Raw genomic sequence first — 16,620 nt, 5'->3', positions numbered from 1 at the left:
AAGGGTTATTTACCGAGTTCGTCGAGCTTCTTCTGCATGGCGGCCATCTGGTCGCGCAGTGCGGCAAGCTCGTCACCGCTGTGCGTATCACTTCGCTTGTCACCCTCGCGCGGCTCGCTGGCGGTAGAGCCATTGGGCATGAACGCCTCGGTCGCGGCCATCATCATCGCCATGTTGGTTTCGGCCAGCTTGGCGAAGGGGTTGCGCCCAACGCTGCGCTCGAACGCTTCGCGCATCTGGTCCTGATTGGCACGAAACTGTGCCATGGAGGCTTCGAGATATTGCGGCATCATTGCTTGCATCGACTTGCCGTACATCCCGATCAGTTCACGCAGGAAGCTGACAGGCAGCATCTGCTCGCCATTCGCTTCCTCGTCCATGATGATTTGTGTGAGAATAGAGTGCGTGATGTCGTCCCCGCTGCGCGCATCGACCACCTGAAAGTCGATGTTCTCGCGGACCATCGCGGAAAGATCGTCAAGCGTGATGTAGCTCGAGGACGAGGTGTTGTAGAGACGCCTGTTGGCATATTTCTTGATGATTACGGCGTTCGTATCGTCCGTGTTCTTGGCCATGCTCTCAGGTCCCCGGCAATCGTTTCATGCTGCACTTAGCATTCGCCAAATCGCAGGCGCAATATCGCAAGTCCAGTGTCAAGCAAAGCGGTCGCCGAGAACGGTCAGCAATTCGTATTGCGACAGGCCGGTCGCGCCCGACTTTTCCGGCAGGAGATAGGGAATGTCGAGCCAGTCGCCCTCGCGCAAGTTCGGCGCTTCGCTGCAATCGACGACGACCATATCCATGGATATCTTTCCGAGCAGGGGAAGGCGGGTCTGTCCATCTCGGAAAGCCGCCCCCTCCTGCTTGTTGGCCCTCAGGAACCCGTCGGCATAGCCGATGGAGACCACGCCGATCTCCATGTCATGCTGCGCGGTGAACGTCGCGTTGTAGCCGACCTTCTCCCCTGCCCTGATGCTGCGGCGCTGGATGATCGCGGCTTGCGGATAGGCAACCTGTGCGATCACTTCAGACAGTTCAGTGCGCGGAACGCCGCCATAGAGCGAGAGACCGGGACGGGTGAGATCGAAATGATACTTGCTGCCGAGCGCAATGCCTGCGCTGTTCGCCAGGCTTGTCGTCCGATGCGAAATGGCGGGAATGATATCGCGAAAGCGCTGAAGCTGGCGTACGTTCATCGCACTGTCTTCGTCGGCGCAGGCCAGATGCGACATCAGCACGTCGATGTCGAGCGCGGCAATGGCAGGGTCGCTGCATTCATGCGTAGCGATGCCGAGCCGGTTGATCCCCGTATCGATCATGAGGTGACAGGGGCCCCCGTCCGCCTCGGTCCAGCGCCTTGCTTGCTCGAGCGAATTGATGACCGGCTTTGCCCCTGTTGCGATGGCATAGGCGGCTTCGGCCTCGTTCGTGCAGCCGTGCAGGACCGCGATGGAGCCGGGATCGACGTGGCGTGCGACACCCTCGACTTCCTGCCAGTGAGCGACGAAGAACGCCTCGCAGCCAGCTTTCTTCAGGATCGGCACGCAGCGATCGACTCCGAGACCGTAGCAATCCGCCTTGACCGCCGCGCCTGTCCCCGCCCGCCCCGAAAGACGGTCGAGCGCCTGCCAGTTCGCGGCCAGTGCCTTTTGGTCAATTCGCAGGCGAAGGGTGGATGGCGGCCTGTCAGCCATCTTCGGCAAAGTCGCGCGGCGGTCCGCTCGGCAGGCCCCAGAAGGCGACGACCATGCCGAATGCGACGACCGCCCACGTGTACCACAACCCTGCGTAGATATCGCCGGTCCGGGCCACGATGAAGCCTGATATAAGCGGCAGGAACCCGCCGAGATAACCGGCGCCTATATGGTAGGGGATCGACATCGAGCTATATCGGATGCGTGGGGGAAACATCTCCGACAGAAGCGCCGCTACCGAACCGTAGGTCATGGCCGACAATGCGCCGAGGACGAGGATCAGCCCGAGAATGCCGATGATCGCGCCGATACCGGGAACCTGCCGGGAGAAGTCGAAGCCGTATCCCGCAAGCGTCTCTTCGATGCCGGCACGGCGGGCGGCGCCATCCTCGAACCAAGTTGGCGGCAAGGCGACGACGTCACCGGCCACGGACAGGCCAACGGTCGGAGCTTCCGCGACCGCATAGCGCACTCCGCTGCTGGTCAGCGTTTCGAGCAACTTGCCGCAATCGGTCTGCTCACGGTCGAACAGTTCGGCGAAGGGATCGGTCGCGCATTCAGGTCCAGACACCAGGATCGGATTGTCCCTCGCCGCCTGTGCGAGTCCGGGATTGGCGAGGCTGCCCATGGCCCAGAAGATCGGGAACAGCAGCAGCAGGGCGAGCAGCGCGCCGATCACGATCGGCTTCTTCCTGCCGACCCGGTCCGACCATTTGCCGACCACGAGGTAGAAGCTCATCGACACGAGCCCGCCGACGAGCAGGATCATCTCGACCGCGAATTCGTCGAGGCGCATGTCGCGCTGAAGGAATGAAAGGCTGGAGAAGAACGCGGTGTACCAGATCGTCGTCAGCACGCCCGTAATACCGAACAGCGCGACGAAGATACGCTTCTTGTTGCCGGGATAAGTGAAGCTTTCCACAAAGGGATTGCGCGCCGTCTCTCCCGCCTCCTTCATGGCGAGGAAGACCGGGCTTTCGGAAAGCTTCAGGCGCATCCACAGCGATATGCCGAGCAGGACGATCGATAAAAGAAACGGAACGCGCCAACCCCATGCGGCGAATGTATCCGCCGGAAAGATCGCGCGGCAGGCGAGCACAACCACGATGCTGAGGACGAAGCCGCCGACGACGCTCGCCTGGATGAAGCTTGTGTAGAAGCCGCGCTTTTCTGGTGGTGCATGTTCCGCGACGTAGATCGCAGCCCCGCCATATTCACCGCCCAGGGCCAGCCCCTGAAGTATGCGCAGCAGGATCACGATGGCCGGGGCCCACAGCCCGATGCTTGCGGCATTGGGTACGAGGCCAACGCCGGCCGTCGCGATGCCCATGAGGGTGACGGTCACAAGGAAGGTATATTTGCGCCCCAGCCGGTCGCCGAGAAAACCGAACAGGATCGCGCCGAGGGGCCGGAAGCCGAACCCGATCGCGAAACCGGCCCAGACCAGCAGGATCTGCAAGGTTTCGTTCTCGCTCGGGAAGAAGGCCGCTCCGATCAGCGCAAACAGCGTTCCGTAGATGAAGAAATCGTACCACTCGAAGATCGTACCGGCGGACGAGGCCGCGATGACCAACCTGATTTCCTTCTCGCTCGGCTCCTGTTCGAGCGCGGCAGCCTCGGACATTCTTGCCCCTCCCCTCGCAGCTTCGTTGTAAAGGGCAGCCTTAGCCAGCCGTCACGCCTTTGGAAAGCGCGACCGCCGCGGCCTTCCACGGCAGCAGGATGGCTTCGTGCCGCCCCTTGTGAGGGATGGCAGGAGCGAGCGCTTCGATGTCGGCCCAGTCGGGAAGCGGCCCGTTATCGTCGAGCCAGGAGGCAATCGCGTCCATCGCGGCAGAAATCGACGAGGCTTCGCGACCCTCGGCATCAGCGACGAAGATCGCCGCCGCCGCCTGACCGACGGCGCAGGCCGATGCGGAGATACCGATCTTCGATGTGTCGGACGGGTCGAAGGCGACCGTCACGATGCTGCCGCAGGTTCGCGACCGCACGCTTTCGGAAAGGGTCATGCGCTCGCCTATCGGATAGTCCGCCAGCGTGACGGCAAGTCCGAGGAGGCGCGGCGAATAAAGGGCCGGACTGCCGCTCATTCCTCGTTTGCAGCGGCGTCTGCGGCCCGCATCCGTGCCCGTCGCTCGCCGATGATCTCGACCATGCTGCGCGAGCTTGCATCGATGAATTCGTAGCTGCGGGCCGTCGCGATCCAGTTCGGTCGGCCCTTCATGCCCCAGATCGTATCGAAGCCGAGGACGAGAACCGAGAAACCGATGACGACGATGATGAGGCCCTTGATGGCTCCGAACAGGAAGCCGAGGATACGATCGATGAAACCGAGGACGGAACTGCGCGCGGCCTTCCCGGCATTGGTCGCGATGACCTTCATCGCTGCATAGGGAATGAGCAGCAGAAGAACGAAAGCGAGAATGGACGTTGTCGTCGTATCGCCGAGTTGCGTTCCCAGCTGATCGGTCAGCGGCTTGTGCAGCACGCGAATCGCAGCGATCGCCAGGATCCAGGCAGCAAGCGACAGCACTTCCTGCACGACGCCGCGCATGAAGCCGCCGACGGCAGCCACGCCCACGATTGTCAGCACGATGATGTCGAAGCCTGTCATTGCGATCCCGTCGTTACGTCTCGCGTGGTTAATTTCCCGTCATCGCGCGGTCAACGAGGTTGAGCAATTGCGCCAGTCCGACATAGCGCAGCTGCTTTGCCGGATTTTCGACATCGGCAGGTCCGTATCCGGCGGCAAAACCGAGCTTGGCCGCTTCGCGCAGACGTAGTCCGGCATGGGCAACGGGGCGAATTTCTCCGGCTAATGAAACCTCGCCCAGCCAGACGCTATCCTTCGGCAGCGGCTTGTCGGAGAGGGCGGAGACGAGCGCAGCCGCGACCGCCAGATCGGCTGCAGGATCGGCAAGGCGGTAGCCGCCTGCAACGTTCAGATAGACTTCGGCCGAGGAGAAGTTGAGCCCGCAGCGGGATTCGAGAACGGCGAGCAGCATGGCGAGCCGCCCATTGTCCCAGCCCACGACAGCGCGGCGCGGAGTTGCCCCAGATTGCAGGCGCACGATCAAGGCCTGTATCTCTACGAGGACGGGTCGCGTTCCCTCGATCGCGGGAAAGACGGCGCTGCCCGCCAGCGGTTCGTCCCTGCCCGAAAGGAACAGCGACGAGGGGTTCGCGACTTCCTCCAGCCCGTCGCCGGCCATGGCAAACACGCCGATCTCGTCGACCGCGCCAAAACGGTTCTTGAGTGCGCGGAGGATCCGATACTGGTGGCTGCGCTCGCCCTCGAAGCTCATCACCACGTCCACCATGTGTTCGAGAACGCGTGGCCCGGCAATGTTCCCGTCCTTCGTCACGTGGCCGACGAGGACCAAAGCGACGTTGTTCTCCTTCGCATAGCGGATCAGTTCAAAGGCGCAGCCGCGCACCTGGCTCACCGTTCCGGGAGCACCCTCGATCGTGTCGGAATACATTGTCTGGATCGAATCGATGACCAGGAGACCGGGCGTTGCCATCTGTCCGAGCGTCGTCAGGATGTCGCGCACCGACGTTGCCGCCGCCAATTTCACGGGCGCATCGGCAAGGCCTAGCCGGGCGGCGCGGAGGCGCACCTGTCCCGCAGCTTCCTCGCCACTGACATAGCAGGTCTCGACACCCGCCCGCGCCATGTTAGCCGCCGCTTGCAGCAACAGGGTCGACTTGCCGATGCCCGGATCGCCGCCCATCAGGATCGCAGAGCCGGGCACGAGCCCGCCGCCCAGCGCCCGATCGAATTCAGCGAGGCCTGTCGCCTGCCGCTCGGGCAGCTTGCCCGGCCGGTCAAGATCGACGAATTCCACCGATCGCCCGCCGCTCGAGAGGTCATGCTTTTGCGAAAAGACGGTTGCCGGCGCCTCTTCGGACAGCGTGTTCCATTCAGCACAATCGGGACATTGTCCCTGCCAGCGATGCGACACCCCGCCGCATGCCTGACAGACATATTTTCGTTTCGGTTTAGCCATAATATTCAGGATGCGACCGGGTGGCCCTCGAACTGTTTCGCGTCATCGCAGATTACCGCCCATTCAGGCTTCTCCCGCACGAATTCATGGAACCGCACCTTGAGGTTCAGCGGATCGTCGAAGCAATTGGCAGGGACCGGAAAGCTGTCGCCGGAACTCCCGATTTCGCCAAGCGAAGTGCCGCAGCGGCTGCAGAAAGTTCGGCGGTAGCGAAAGCTCTCTTCGGGTTCATAGACGGAAATTTGCGAGTGACCGTCGACGAGGGAGAAGGCATCGGACTTCACGAAAACGAAGGTGCTCATCCCAACCTTCCGGCAACGGCTGCAATGACATGTCGCCATCATTTCGGGCGGTTCGCTGACGGTGAACCGCACCGCCTTGCAACAACAACTTCCCTCTAGCATCCGACACTCCCGCTTTCCACGATCTGGAACGTAAAGAGAACGACCGGATTTTGCAATCTCGCAATTGCCTACTGGCCATAGTTTTTCCGACCTGCCAGAAAGGCCGCGATGCGGCAGAAAGAGTTACGGATCGCACTGGTTTGCTACGGCGGCGTCAGCCTTGCCGTCTACATGCATGGCGTCACGAAGGAATTATGGCACCTCGCCCGGGCCAGTCGCGATTTCCATGGCGAAGGTGTCGAGGCGTCGGGGTCGAGCGCCGTCTATCGCCGCATCTTCAACGATATCGAAGCGGAGCATGATCTGCGCCTGCGGGTGCTCCCCGACATCCTGACCGGGGCGAGCGCAGGGGGGATCAATGCCGTCTTCCTCGCCGATGCGATCCATTCGGGACATTCGCTGGAGCCATTGACCGACCTATGGCTGGAAATGGCGGATATCGACGAGCTGGTCGATCCGGATGCCCGCCCCGTCTGGCGCTTCGCCAAGTTCTGGGCGCAGCCGCTCGTCTGGTGGCTCATGAGTCGCCCTGACAGCGCCGTTAGCGAGAGCGTCGCCCCCGAGACGCGCACCGAGGTCGCCCGCAAGCTGTCGAGCCTGGTGCGCGGGCGGTGGTTCCAGCCGCCCTTTTCGGGGATCGGTTTTAGCAAGCTGCTCGCCGGTGCCATCACGACCATGCGGGAAACGCCGGCGGAGAAGCCGTTGCTGCCTCCCGATCATCCGATCGACCTGTTCGTCACGACGACGGATTTTCGCGGACACATCCAGTATTTGAGGCTCAACAGCCCCCCGGTCGTCGAGGAAACCGAACATCGCCTGCCAATCTCTTTTGCCGTCCGCGTCCCGCGGGAGGGTGGCATGGGACTGGCAGACATCAACGAGCTGACTTTTGCGGCCCGTGCGACTGCCAGCTTTCCCGGAGCCTTTCCGCCGCTGCGCGTCGCAGAGATCGACCAGCTGGCAGAGGATAGCGGGGCCACTTGGCCGACGCGCTCCGACTTTCTCGAACGGATCATGCCGGTTCATCACAAGCAGGGTGATGAGCATAACGCCTCGCTGATCGACGGATCGGTTCTGGTGAACGCGCCGTTTTCCGGTGCGATCGCGGCTCTTCCCCAGCGACCTGTCCAGCGCGAAGTCGACCGGCGGTTCGTCTATATCGACCCGCGCCCGGACCGGATCGGATCGCTTGGCGACGACGACATGGCGGAACCCGTTGGCTTTTTCGCGGCGATCTTTGGCTCGCTCTCGACCATTCCGCGCGAGCAGCCGATCCGCGACAATCTCGAAACGATCGCCGATCAATCGCGCGAGGCGGTGCGCATTCAGCGCATCATCAAGGCGCTGCGGGACGAAGTCGAAGGCGAGGTCGAGCGGCTGTTCGGACGAACCTTCTTCCTCGATACGCCCACGCCGCGCCGCCTGAAGAACTGGCGCGCCAAGGCGCAGCAGGCGGCCGCGAGCAGTGCCGGCTTCGCGTTCCAAGCCTATGCCCAGACCAAATTCTCGAACATCGTGGAAAACCTTGCGAAGCTGGTGGCCGACGCGGGCGGCGGGCCGGATCAGCCTTCGCTGCAGGTGATCGAGGCGCTGCTGCGCGGCGAATTTGCGGAGCGCGGCCTTACCAATCTGGGCGCACCGGGGGGCGGTGCGAGCGAGGAGGCCATCGCGTTCTTTCGCGTCCACGACATCGACTTTCGGTTGCGCCGATTGCGGCTGCTCACACGCCGTCTCGCGCGCGACTGGGAGATCGATCCTGACATCCCCGTGTCGGCGGTCGAGGAAGCGCGGCAGGCGATCTACGATATTCTGGCGCTCTATTACGCGCGGGAAAGCGAGGAGTATCTCGGACCCGAATTTGCAGAGGCGGCACGCGATATCGCGAAGGACGCCGGGCGGGTCATCGATCTGATCGCAGAGCGGCGGTTGCTCCCCGAACTCGACGAACGGGCGGAGGAGATGCTGGCCGAGGCTATGGCGGCGATGCCTAAGGACCTGAAACGGCGCATGCTGCTCACCTATCTCGGCTTTCCCTATTACGACATCGCCACGTTCCCGCTGCTGCGTAACGAGGTGTATAACGAGTACGACCCAGTGAAGGTCGACCGCATCTCGCCCGACGATGCACGCTCCATCCGCGAGGGGGGAACGCGCGCGACTTTACGCGGAATAGAATTCTACAATTTCGGGGCGTTTTTCAGCCGCGCCTACCGCGAGAACGATTATCTATGGGGCCGCCTGCACGGCGCGGAGCGGATGATCGATCTCGTTTGTTCGACGATCGAGGACGGCGTTTCCGACCGGCTCTGCCGATCTTACAAGCGCGATGCGTTTCTCGCGATCCTCGATGAAGAGGAAGACCGACTGACGCATAGCGCCGATCTCGTTGCGAGTCTGCGGGCCGAAGTCGAGGCCAGACTTCCGGCCGAAGAAACGGAGGAACGCGACGCCGAGGATGACGCGGTTGGTCAGTCTCCGAGTGACTCGTAGACCATCTCGACGAAGTCGTCGGCATCCTTGAACCCCTCCTCGCCCTCATTGAAGCCTGCAAGGGGTGATGCCGCCTGCGCCTCTTCAAGCGTCATACCCTGCTCATATAATTCTCGGACGCGATCGACCATTGCACCCAATTGCGCCCGATAGGCGGTTAGTTCGGCCTTTGTCGAAACCGTGCCGTGGCCTGGTATGACGACCGTCTCCTCATCCAGCATGGGCAGGATGACATCGAGCGAATTCATGGCGTCGAGCACGCTGCCGCCGCTCGATATGTCCATGTAGGGAAAGCCGGGGATGTTGAAGTAGAGATCGCCCATGTGGACGACATTGTCCTCACGCCAGCGGACAATGCTGTCGCCATTGGTATGGCCTCCGCCGACGAACATCACGTCGACCGTATCGCCGTTGACGTGCATCGTGATCCCCTGACCGTAAGTCACGACGGGCAAGGCGGCAGCCGGAGCAGGAGGCGTATTGCCCTCGGGCTGGCTGCCACTGGCGAGGCGGCTTCGGACATTGTGATGAGCGAAGATCTGTGCGCCCTTCTTGGCAAAGTTCTCGTTCCCGCCGGTATGATCGCCATGCCAGTGCGTGTTGATGAGATATTGAACGGGTTTGGCGCCCAGTTCGGTGATGGCCGCTTCGATCTTCGCAGTCAGCGGCGCGAACTGATCGTCGACCAGAATGGTGCCATCCTCGCCGTAGCTCACCGCCAGATTGCCACCCGCCCCGAACAGGACCGCGATGCCCGGTGCGACTTCTTCCGCGGTAATCTCGACTTCGCTGAAATCGCGTTGCGCCTGAAGCGGGGTGGCAAGCAGCCCGATCGAGAGAACGGTAGCGGCGGAAAGGCGAAGGGTCATCGGCAAGTTCCTCTAGGCGCAAGGGCAACGGCTCATGCGCATACGACCGTAAGTCGCTTGCACGCCCCTGTCGAGTTCCCGCCGAACGTCTGCTCGTTACGCTCCGAACGCGCCTTTCAGCTTGTCGAAGAAGCCGCGGCTCTGCGGGCATTCGTCGCCCGTTTCGGTCTCGCGGAACTGACAAAGTATCTCGCGCTGTTGCTTCGTCAGCTTGGTCGGCGTCTCTACCTGTATCTCCACCACCAGATCGCCGCGCCCGCGCCCTTGGAGGATAGGCATTCCCGCTCCGCGCTTGCGCAGTTGACGACCGGACTGGATGCCCGCCGGAATGTCGATGGTATTCGTCTCGCCGGACATGTCGGGTATGTCGACCGAACCGCCCAGCGCCGCTGTCGTGAAGCTGATCGGAACGCGGGTGGCAAGCGTCGTGCCTTCACGCTCGAAAACGTCGTGGCGGCGAATGTGCACGAAGATGTATAGGTCCCCCGGAGGCGCACCGCGCGGCCCCGCCTCCCCCTTACCCGACAGACGGATACGCGTCCCGGTATCGACGCCCGGCGGAATGTCGACCGCGAGCGACTGGGCGACGTCGATCCGCCCCTCGCCCCGGCAATCGCTGCACGGTTTCTCGATGACTTCGCCGCGGCCGTGACAGTTGGGACAGGGTCGCTCGACCACGAAGAAGCCTTGCTTCGCCCGAACCTTTCCGTGGCCGCCGCAAAGATTGCAGGCCCGAACGCCGGTTCCCGGAGCCGCCCCAAGCCCGTCGCACGTCTCGCAGGTCTGCGAGACCTCGACCTCGATCTCCGTCGATTTGCCGTGAAACGCATCTTCGAGAGAAATTTCCATGTCGTAGCGCATATCTGCGCCGCGGCGCGCCTGCTGGCGACTTCCGCCGCCGAAAGCGCTTCCGAAAATCGTCTCGAAAATATCGCCTATATCGCCGAAATCCTGACCGTGAGCATGGCCGCCCCCGCCCATTCCCTGCTGGAAAGCAGCATGGCCGAAGCGGTCATATGCCGCCCGTTTCTGCGGATCTTTCAGGCACTCATAGGCTTGCCCGATCGCCTTGAACTTGGCCTCGCATTCGGCATCGCCCGGATTGCGGTCCGGATGATATTGCATGGCAAGCTTGCGATAGGCCGACTTGATCGTCGCACCATCGGCGGAGCGTTCCACTCCGAGCATTTCGTAATAGTCGATGTCGGTCGCTGACATAATCTTCCCCGTCCAAAAGCGATCCGCCACCGCCACCCCTTAAGGGCAACGATGGCGGTCGTGTCCGTCGGACTTGTCAGCCCTTGGCGTCTGCGTTGTCGTCTTCGCCGACTTCCGAAAATTCGGCATCGACCACATCGTCATCCGCCTTGTTGGCGCTGCTGTCGGAAGCCTCGCCAGCATCGGCGGAACCGCCATCGGCTTGCTGCTTCTCGTAGATCTGCTGACCCATCTTCATAGCAACGTCGCTCAGGGCCTGCGCCTTGGCGTTGATGGCATCGACATCGTCGCCTTCGAGGGCCGTCTTGGTCTCGGCGATGGCGCTTTCGACATCGGACTTCAGCGAAGCGTCGATCTTGTCGCCATTTTCCTCAAGTTGCTTCTCGGTCGTATGGACGAGGCTGTCGGCCTGGTTGCGCGCTTCGGCGGACTGCTTGCGCTTCTTGTCCTCCTCGGCGAACTTCTCGGCGTCCTGCACCATCTGCTCGATGTCGCTATCACTGAGACCACCCGACGCCTGGATGCGGATCTGCTGCTCCTTGCCGGTACCCTTGTCCTTTGCCGAGACGTTGACGATACCGTTCGCATCGATGTCGAAAGTAACTTCGATTTGCGGCACACCCCGCGGCGCGGAAGGAATTCCGACGAGATCGAACTGGCCAAGCATCTTGTTGTCGGCGGCCATTTCCCGCTCGCCCTGGAAGACGCGGATCGTCACGGCCTGCTGGTTGTCCTCGGCAGTCGAATAGGTCTGCGACTTCTTGGTCGGGATCGTCGTGTTGCGATCGATCATGCGCGTGAAGACCCCGCCGAGCGTCTCGATACCGAGCGAAAGCGGCGTCACGTCGAGCAGCAGGACATCCTTGACGTCGCCCTGCAACACGCCAGCCTGAATGGCGGCACCCATGGCGACGACTTCATCCGGATTGACGCCGGTATGCGGCTTCGAACCGAAGAATTCCTCGACCGTCTCGCGGACCTTGGGCATCCGGGTCATGCCGCCGACGAGAATGACCTCATCGACTTCGCCCTTCTCCATGCCGGCATCCTTCAATGCCTTCTTGCACGGCTCAAGCGTCCGCTTGATGAGATCGCCGACCATCCGTTCGAGATCCGACCGGCTGATCGTCTCGACGAGGTGCAGCGGGGTGGACGAACCGCCTTCCATGCGGGCGGTAATAAAGGGCAGGTTGACTTCGGTAGTCTGCGAAGAGGAAAGCTCGATCTTGGCTTTCTCGGCTGCTTCCTTCAGTCGCTGCAAAGCGAGCTTGTCGCTCCGCAGGTCCATGTTTTCCTTTTTCTTGAACTGGTCTGCCAGCCATTCGACGATCGCGCTGTCGAAGTCCTCGCCACCGAGGAACGTGTCGCCGTTCGTCGATTTCACTTCGAAGACGCCATCGCCGATTTCGAGGATGGAAATATCGAAGGTACCGCCGCCAAGGTCATATACGGCGATGGTCTTGCCGTCATTCTTGTCGAGGCCATAGGCGAGCGCTGCCGCAGTCGGCTCGTTGATGATGCGCAGGACTTCGAGGCCGGCAATCTGGCCGGCATCCTTCGTCGCCTGACGCTGCGCGTCGTTGAAGTAGGCAGGAACCGTGATGACTGCCTGGCTGACCGTCTCGCCGAGATAGCTCTCGGCCGTTTCCTTCATCTTCTGCAAAATGAAGGCGGAAACCTGGCTCGGCGAATACTTCTCGCCGCCGGCTTCGACCCATGCGTCGCCATTGCCGCCCTTGACGATGTCGTAGGGGACAAGTTCCATGTCCTTCTTCGTCATCGGATCGTCGAACCGGCGACCGATCAGGCGCTTGATCGCAAACAGCGTATTGTCGGGATTGGTCACCGCCTGGCGCTTTGCCGGCTGACCGATGAGGCGCTCCCCATCCTTCGTGAAAGCAACGATGGAAGGAGTCGTCCGCGAACCTTCGGAGTTCTCGATGACTTTCGGCTTCCCGCCATCCATTACGGCAACGCAGCTGTTCGTCGTGCCGAGGTCGATACCGATTACTTTTGACATTGTTTCCCCATTTCTCATTGGTTGGACGCCGCGCGGCTGGTTCCCTCGAACCAAGCGGAACCGTTCGGCGGCTCGATCACGGAAGGGGATATAGGTGCGGTTTTTGTTGGCACAAGAGAACGAGTTCAGTAGGAAAAAGCCGATCTGGGACAGGGGTAATTGCATGACTTTGACATTCATTTCACGTCGCGGCTTCGCAGCTTTCATGGCGGCGAGTGCGTTGGCGCTATCGGGTTGCGGCGAAACCGCCGAAGAAGCTCCGGCACCGTCCGAGACCGGTCTGGCAGCCGAGAATGCGCGGCTCGTCCTGCCCGCGGTCGAGGGCAATCCGGGGGCGGTCTATTTCGATCTTGCCAATCGGAGCGAAGGCAATCTGGTGGTTCGCGCCGCCTCAGTCGAAGGAGCGAGCAGCACCGACATGCACGAGATGTCCGAATGGAACCTCGAAATGCAGATGACCGACATGGCGCCGCTGATGATCGAGCCAGGCTCCACCGCTACGTTCGAGCCGGGCGGTCGCCATTTGATGGCGCATGACTTGCCGGCAAACCTGACGGCAGGAGACACCGTCGAGGTGACTTTGACGGTTCTTGGCGGCGACAAGTTCAGCTTCCCCGCAACCGTTCAAGAGGCTGGAGAGGATCGCTGAACCCAGTCGTAGCCGAAAATGAGGTGCCGCCACCCTGCCCCGTGGGCGGGGAGCGCGCACTGACTTCCGGCGAAATAGCCTTGGCGCGAAGCGTCTATGGCGATGCGATCGACTACCGGAAAGTCACCATTAGGCGCCGAAAGTGGTTTCCCTTTCAGCCGCGCCAAACCACGATGGCTCCGCGCGGCCATATTCATTTCCATCCTGGCGGCGATGCCTATTGCGATGATTTCTCGAAGGTTCCGGTTCTCCGGGCGGGTCTCTTCATCCATGAAATGGCGCATGTCTGGCAGGCTCAGACGAAAGGAGACTGGTGGCTCGTCCTCAATCGCCACCCGTGGTGCCGATACGACTACTCGCTGAAACCCGGTTGGTCCCTCGGCCGCTACGGCATCGAGCAGCAGGCCGAGATAATCAAGCACGCCTTCTGGCTGAGGAACGGTTTGAAGGTCGCGGGGATCGGCGATCCCGCAGCTTATGACCTGCTCGTGCGTTTTCCGGGGGCGGATCGGTGACCGAGTTCGAATTCGTCTTCATTCTCTATGCCCTCGTTCTCGGTCTTTCGCTGGTAGCGCTGCTTTCGGGGCTGGGTCGTGCGCTGGAGCTTGAATTCGCGTTCGATGCCGCGGGCGAGGAGGCGAAGTTCTCGATAGGATGGCTGACGCCGCTGTTGGCGATCTTCGTCATGCTGGATCTGATGTCGTTCTGGATATTTGCCTGGACCTTGCGCGATCTCATCAGCGTGACACCGGCAACGCTGATCGGCGTCATGGCGTTTTCCAGCGCTTACTATCTGGCTGCGCGGCTCGTCTTTCCTGAGCGACCGGAAAGCTTCGCAAATCTGGACACGCATTATTTTCGCATTTCGAGAACGGTCTTCGGCATCCTGATCGCTCTCGTTTTCGTGCAATGGGCCTACCTGCTCACAATGAGCGAACTGACTGCAGTTCTGCTTTCACCGCTCAGCGTGGGAATGACCGTCCTGTTCGTCGGCCTCATGGGTGCAGCGATGATCTTCCGTCGGAGGGCCGTTCAGGCGACGATCCTCAGCGTGCTTATCGCCCGGTATCTCGTCCTTTACCTGATCGTGTGACGCCATGGAAAAAGGCCGCTCCGTTGCAGAAGCGGCCCTTTTGGTAACGAGTTCCGCCGATCAGTAGCGCGGATCGTCGGGATATCCGTCGAGACCGAAACAGTCGTCGTCGAGATAGCGATCGTTATTATAACCGTCGCAGCCATCGTCCTTGTCGACGAAATAGCCGACAGCACCGCCTGCAAGTGCGCCGGCAAGGGCATAAGTCTCGATATCTTCGCCCGTGATCGCGGCAAGTCCGGCACCAGCGGCAGCTCCGCCGATGGCGCCTTCGGCTGCATAGTTTTCCGCACAGCCGGCGAGGGGCAAGGCGGAAAGGGCCAATGCAGGTGCGAGCAGTATCTTGGTCTTCATGGCATTCTCCAGTAACATTGCCCCCGGCAACTTACGGCTGCAAACCACGAAAGTTCCAAGCGAAATCCGTCAGTCGGGTTTCTTTGCGACGCCGACCATCGCGGGGCGCAGCAACCGGTCCTTGATCATGTAGCCGGGCTGCATTTCCTGGACGATAGTCCCAGGTTCCTTGTCCGCGGTCGGGATTTCGAGCATCGCCTGATGCTGGTTCGGGTCGAGCGGTAATCCCATCGCTGCGATGCGGGTGATTCCGTTCTGGCTGAACACCTTTGCGAGTTCGCGTTGGGTCGCTTCGATACCGGTGACGAAGCCGCGCATCTTTTCGTCTTCGCGCAATTCCGGTGGGATCGCCGCAACGGCCCGGTCGAGATTGTCGGACACCGACAAGATGTCGCGAGCGAACCCGGTCGCAGCGTAATTGCGTGCGTCGGCAACGTCCTTTTCCATGCGACGCCGGACATTCTGGGTTTCGGCACGTGCGTAAAGGACATCCTGCTTTGCCGCCTCGAGATCGGCCTTGAGCGCCGCGATCGCATCGCCTTCGCTCGATCCGCTATCGTCCTTACCCTCTTCCGCCGGGTCTTTCCCATCCTCGAGAAATTCCTCGGGAACGCCTTTCAATTCCTCGGCCACCGCCGCGTCATCGGGCGCATTGTTCTTGTCGTTATTCACGTCGTAAGTTCCAGTCAGCTGATGATTTTGCCCAGGGATCGGGCCGTGAAATCCACCATGGGCACTAGCCGCGCGTAATTCAACCGCGTCGGACCGATGACCCCGAGGACGCCGACCACTTTCCCTTCGCCGTCGCGATATGGCGCGGCGATTACCGAAGATCCGGAATGGGCAAACAGGCGGTTTTCCGAACCGATGAAGATCCGCGTCGATTCGGCATCGCGCGCGGATTCGAGCAGTTCGGCGACGGACTGTTTGTTCTCGAGATCGTCGATCAGGCGCTTCACCCGGTCGAGATCGTCGAGAGCGCTTTCGTCGAGCAGATTGGCCTGCCCCCGAACAATGAGGACCCGTCGCTGACTGGCATCCTTGCTCCATACGGCGAGACCGCGCGCCACGAGATCACGGCTGGCATCGTCAAGGGCGCTGCGCCCGCTCGAAATTTCGTTCGAAATAGACCGCGCAGCTTCCGCCAAGCTCGTCCCGGACAACCTCGCAGTGATAAAATTTCCAGCCTGTTCCAGCGCTGAATAGGGAACGTCGACGGGCAGGTTCATGATGCGGTTTTCTATCTGTCCGTCATCCGCCACCAGGACCGCGAGAACTCGTCTATCTCCCAATGGAACGAAGCTCATCTGTGACAATCTCGCTTCGCGGGTCGGTACGAGAACCATTCCCGCCGCCCCCGAAAGATCGGAAAGGACGGCACTGGTATTAGCCAGTGCTTCCTCGATCGGACCGCTGCCCGCGACCCTCTGTTCGATCGCAGCCCGCTCCTGCGCGTTGGGTTCCGCCACCTGCATCATTCCGTCGACGAAAAGCCGCAGGCCGCTGATGGTCGGCATCCGCCCCGCGCTCGTATGAGGCGCAGCGAGCAGCCCCGCGCTTTCCAGTTCGGCAAGCACCGAGCGGATGGACGCCGGTGAGAGATTGATTGCCTGCTCGCTCGCGAGTGCCTTCGAACCGACCGGCTGACCTTTTTCGAGATAGGTCTCTACCACGCGGCGAAAGATTTCCCGCGCACGGTCGCTCATATCATCTGCTCGAAAGCCGGCCATCGAAACAATTTAGCCGCTGGGCTTGCGGCGACAAGGGCGAAGGTCTTATCGCGCTTGCAACCTGGCCCAAGGCCACGGCAAAGCAATCG

The 16,620-nt window shown here is 61.4% G+C and carries 17 protein-coding genes; 4 read left to right on the top strand and 13 right to left on the bottom strand.

The window, feature by feature from the left end:
• Positions 1 to 5: 5 nt before the first annotated feature.
• From phaR to GRI38_RS04610, 7 genes are all read right to left on the bottom strand, one after another.
• Positions 6 to 575, bottom strand: a complete 570-nt coding sequence (phaR, locus tag GRI38_RS04640; protein ID WP_160681724.1) for a polyhydroxyalkanoate synthesis repressor PhaR — start codon at positions 573 to 575, stop codon at positions 6 to 8.
• Between the two features lie 78 nt (positions 576 to 653).
• Positions 654 to 1,694, bottom strand: coding sequence for an alanine racemase (alr, locus tag GRI38_RS04635; RefSeq protein WP_160681723.1), 1,041 nt, complete (start codon positions 1,692 to 1,694; stop codon positions 654 to 656).
• On the bottom strand, positions 1,687 to 3,318 hold the full coding sequence (locus GRI38_RS04630) for an MFS transporter (protein ID WP_160681722.1): 1,632 nt from the start codon (positions 3,316 to 3,318) through the stop codon (positions 1,687 to 1,689). The genes alr and GRI38_RS04630 overlap by 8 nt, the downstream gene beginning before the upstream one ends.
• Before the next feature lie 40 nt (positions 3,319 to 3,358).
• Entirely contained in the window at positions 3,359 to 3,784 is a 426-nt protein-coding gene (locus GRI38_RS04625; protein WP_160681721.1) for an iron-sulfur cluster assembly scaffold protein, read from the bottom strand.
• Positions 3,781 to 4,308, bottom strand: a complete 528-nt coding sequence (locus GRI38_RS04620) for a CvpA family protein (RefSeq protein ID WP_160681720.1) — start codon at positions 4,306 to 4,308, stop codon at positions 3,781 to 3,783. The genes GRI38_RS04625 and GRI38_RS04620 overlap by 4 nt, the downstream gene beginning before the upstream one ends.
• Before the next feature lie 28 nt (positions 4,309 to 4,336).
• Positions 4,337 to 5,704: a DNA repair protein RadA gene (gene radA / locus GRI38_RS04615; RefSeq protein WP_160681719.1), complete on the bottom strand. Its 1,368-nt coding sequence runs from the start codon at positions 5,702 to 5,704 to the stop codon at positions 4,337 to 4,339.
• Between the two features lie 5 nt (positions 5,705 to 5,709).
• Positions 5,710 to 6,108, bottom strand: coding sequence for a GFA family protein (locus GRI38_RS04610; protein ID WP_160681718.1), 399 nt, complete (start codon positions 6,106 to 6,108; stop codon positions 5,710 to 5,712).
• A gap of 108 nt (positions 6,109 to 6,216) precedes the next feature.
• Here GRI38_RS04610 and GRI38_RS04605 point away from each other — a divergent pair, with 108 nt between their 5' ends.
• Entirely contained in the window at positions 6,217 to 8,598 is a 2,382-nt protein-coding gene (locus GRI38_RS04605; protein ID WP_160681717.1) for a patatin-like protein, read from the top strand.
• Here GRI38_RS04605 and GRI38_RS04600 read toward each other — a convergent pair.
• From GRI38_RS04600 to dnaK, 3 genes are all read right to left on the bottom strand, one after another.
• Positions 8,577 to 9,467: an MBL fold metallo-hydrolase gene (locus GRI38_RS04600; protein ID WP_160681716.1), complete on the bottom strand. Its 891-nt coding sequence runs from the start codon at positions 9,465 to 9,467 to the stop codon at positions 8,577 to 8,579. The two genes, GRI38_RS04605 and GRI38_RS04600, sit on opposite strands and share 22 nt — an antisense overlap.
• Before the next feature lie 96 nt (positions 9,468 to 9,563).
• Positions 9,564 to 10,685 carry a molecular chaperone DnaJ gene (gene dnaJ, locus GRI38_RS04595; RefSeq protein WP_160681715.1) on the bottom strand — a complete coding sequence of 374 codons (1,122 nt, stop codon included), beginning with the start codon at positions 10,683 to 10,685 and terminating at the stop codon, positions 9,564 to 9,566.
• A gap of 76 nt (positions 10,686 to 10,761) precedes the next feature.
• On the bottom strand, positions 10,762 to 12,705 hold the full coding sequence (gene dnaK, locus GRI38_RS04590; RefSeq protein ID WP_160681714.1) for a molecular chaperone DnaK: 1,944 nt from the start codon (positions 12,703 to 12,705) through the stop codon (positions 10,762 to 10,764).
• Positions 12,706 to 12,868: 163 nt separating this feature from the next.
• On the opposite strand from dnaK, the gene GRI38_RS04585 reads away from it, so the two are divergent.
• Genes GRI38_RS04585 through GRI38_RS04575 form a run of 3 tightly spaced genes read left to right on the top strand, consistent with a single transcriptional unit; the run spans position 12,869 to position 14,447 of the window.
• Positions 12,869 to 13,354, top strand: coding sequence for a copper chaperone PCu(A)C (locus GRI38_RS04585; protein ID WP_160681713.1), 486 nt, complete (start codon positions 12,869 to 12,871; stop codon positions 13,352 to 13,354).
• 41 nt (positions 13,355 to 13,395) lie between these two features.
• Positions 13,396 to 13,869, top strand: coding sequence for a vgr related protein (locus GRI38_RS04580; protein WP_160682466.1), 474 nt, complete (start codon positions 13,396 to 13,398; stop codon positions 13,867 to 13,869).
• Positions 13,866 to 14,447, top strand: coding sequence for a hypothetical protein (locus tag GRI38_RS04575; RefSeq protein WP_160681712.1), 582 nt, complete (start codon positions 13,866 to 13,868; stop codon positions 14,445 to 14,447). The genes GRI38_RS04580 and GRI38_RS04575 overlap by 4 nt, the downstream gene beginning before the upstream one ends.
• A gap of 60 nt (positions 14,448 to 14,507) precedes the next feature.
• Here the strand turns inward: GRI38_RS04575 and GRI38_RS04570 are convergent, their stop codons facing one another.
• From GRI38_RS04570 to hrcA, 3 genes are all read right to left on the bottom strand, one after another.
• Positions 14,508 to 14,801, bottom strand: coding sequence for a glycine zipper domain-containing protein (locus GRI38_RS04570; RefSeq protein WP_160681711.1), 294 nt, complete (start codon positions 14,799 to 14,801; stop codon positions 14,508 to 14,510).
• Between the two features lie 69 nt (positions 14,802 to 14,870).
• Positions 14,871 to 15,473: a nucleotide exchange factor GrpE gene (gene grpE, locus GRI38_RS04565; protein ID WP_160681710.1), complete on the bottom strand. Its 603-nt coding sequence runs from the start codon at positions 15,471 to 15,473 to the stop codon at positions 14,871 to 14,873.
• 14 nt (positions 15,474 to 15,487) lie between these two features.
• Positions 15,488 to 16,507, bottom strand: coding sequence for a heat-inducible transcriptional repressor HrcA (hrcA, locus tag GRI38_RS04560; protein WP_237487347.1), 1,020 nt, complete (start codon positions 16,505 to 16,507; stop codon positions 15,488 to 15,490).
• Positions 16,508 to 16,620: the final 113 nt, after the last annotated feature.

It is taken from the genome of Parapontixanthobacter aurantiacus (assembly GCF_009827635.1).
In the GTDB taxonomy this organism is placed as follows: Bacteria; Pseudomonadota; Alphaproteobacteria; order Sphingomonadales; family Sphingomonadaceae; genus Parapontixanthobacter; species Parapontixanthobacter aurantiacus.
This window is presented reverse-complemented; position numbering and strand designations above follow the sequence as displayed.

Excerpts from the sequence above, each read along its gene's own strand:
- GRI38_RS04585 (WP_160681713.1), top strand. The coding sequence starts at position 12,869 with ATGACTTTGACATTCATTTCACGTCGCGGCTTCGCAGCTTTCATGGCG.
- GRI38_RS04625 (WP_160681721.1), bottom strand. The coding sequence starts at position 3,784 with ATGAGCGGCAGTCCGGCCCTTTATTCGCCGCGCCTCCTCGGACTTGCC.
- GRI38_RS04620 (WP_160681720.1), bottom strand. The coding sequence starts at position 4,308 with ATGACAGGCTTCGACATCATCGTGCTGACAATCGTGGGCGTGGCTGCC.
- GRI38_RS04605 (WP_160681717.1), top strand. The coding sequence starts at position 6,217 with ATGCGGCAGAAAGAGTTACGGATCGCACTGGTTTGCTACGGCGGCGTC.
- phaR (WP_160681724.1), bottom strand. The coding sequence starts at position 575 with ATGGCCAAGAACACGGACGATACGAACGCCGTAATCATCAAGAAATAT.
- GRI38_RS04630 (WP_160681722.1), bottom strand. The coding sequence starts at position 3,318 with ATGTCCGAGGCTGCCGCGCTCGAACAGGAGCCGAGCGAGAAGGAAATC.
- alr (WP_160681723.1), bottom strand. The coding sequence starts at position 1,694 with ATGGCTGACAGGCCGCCATCCACCCTTCGCCTGCGAATTGACCAAAAG.
- radA (WP_160681719.1), bottom strand. The coding sequence starts at position 5,704 with ATGGCTAAACCGAAACGAAAATATGTCTGTCAGGCATGCGGCGGGGTG.
- GRI38_RS04610 (WP_160681718.1), bottom strand. The coding sequence starts at position 6,108 with ATGCTAGAGGGAAGTTGTTGTTGCAAGGCGGTGCGGTTCACCGTCAGC.
- GRI38_RS04570 (WP_160681711.1), bottom strand. The coding sequence starts at position 14,801 with ATGAAGACCAAGATACTGCTCGCACCTGCATTGGCCCTTTCCGCCTTG.
- dnaK (WP_160681714.1), bottom strand. The coding sequence starts at position 12,705 with ATGTCAAAAGTAATCGGTATCGACCTCGGCACGACGAACAGCTGCGTT.
- hrcA (WP_237487347.1), bottom strand. The coding sequence starts at position 16,507 with ATGAGCGACCGTGCGCGGGAAATCTTTCGCCGCGTGGTAGAGACCTAT.
- dnaJ (WP_160681715.1), bottom strand. The coding sequence starts at position 10,685 with ATGTCAGCGACCGACATCGACTATTACGAAATGCTCGGAGTGGAACGC.
- GRI38_RS04600 (WP_160681716.1), bottom strand. The coding sequence starts at position 9,467 with ATGACCCTTCGCCTTTCCGCCGCTACCGTTCTCTCGATCGGGCTGCTT.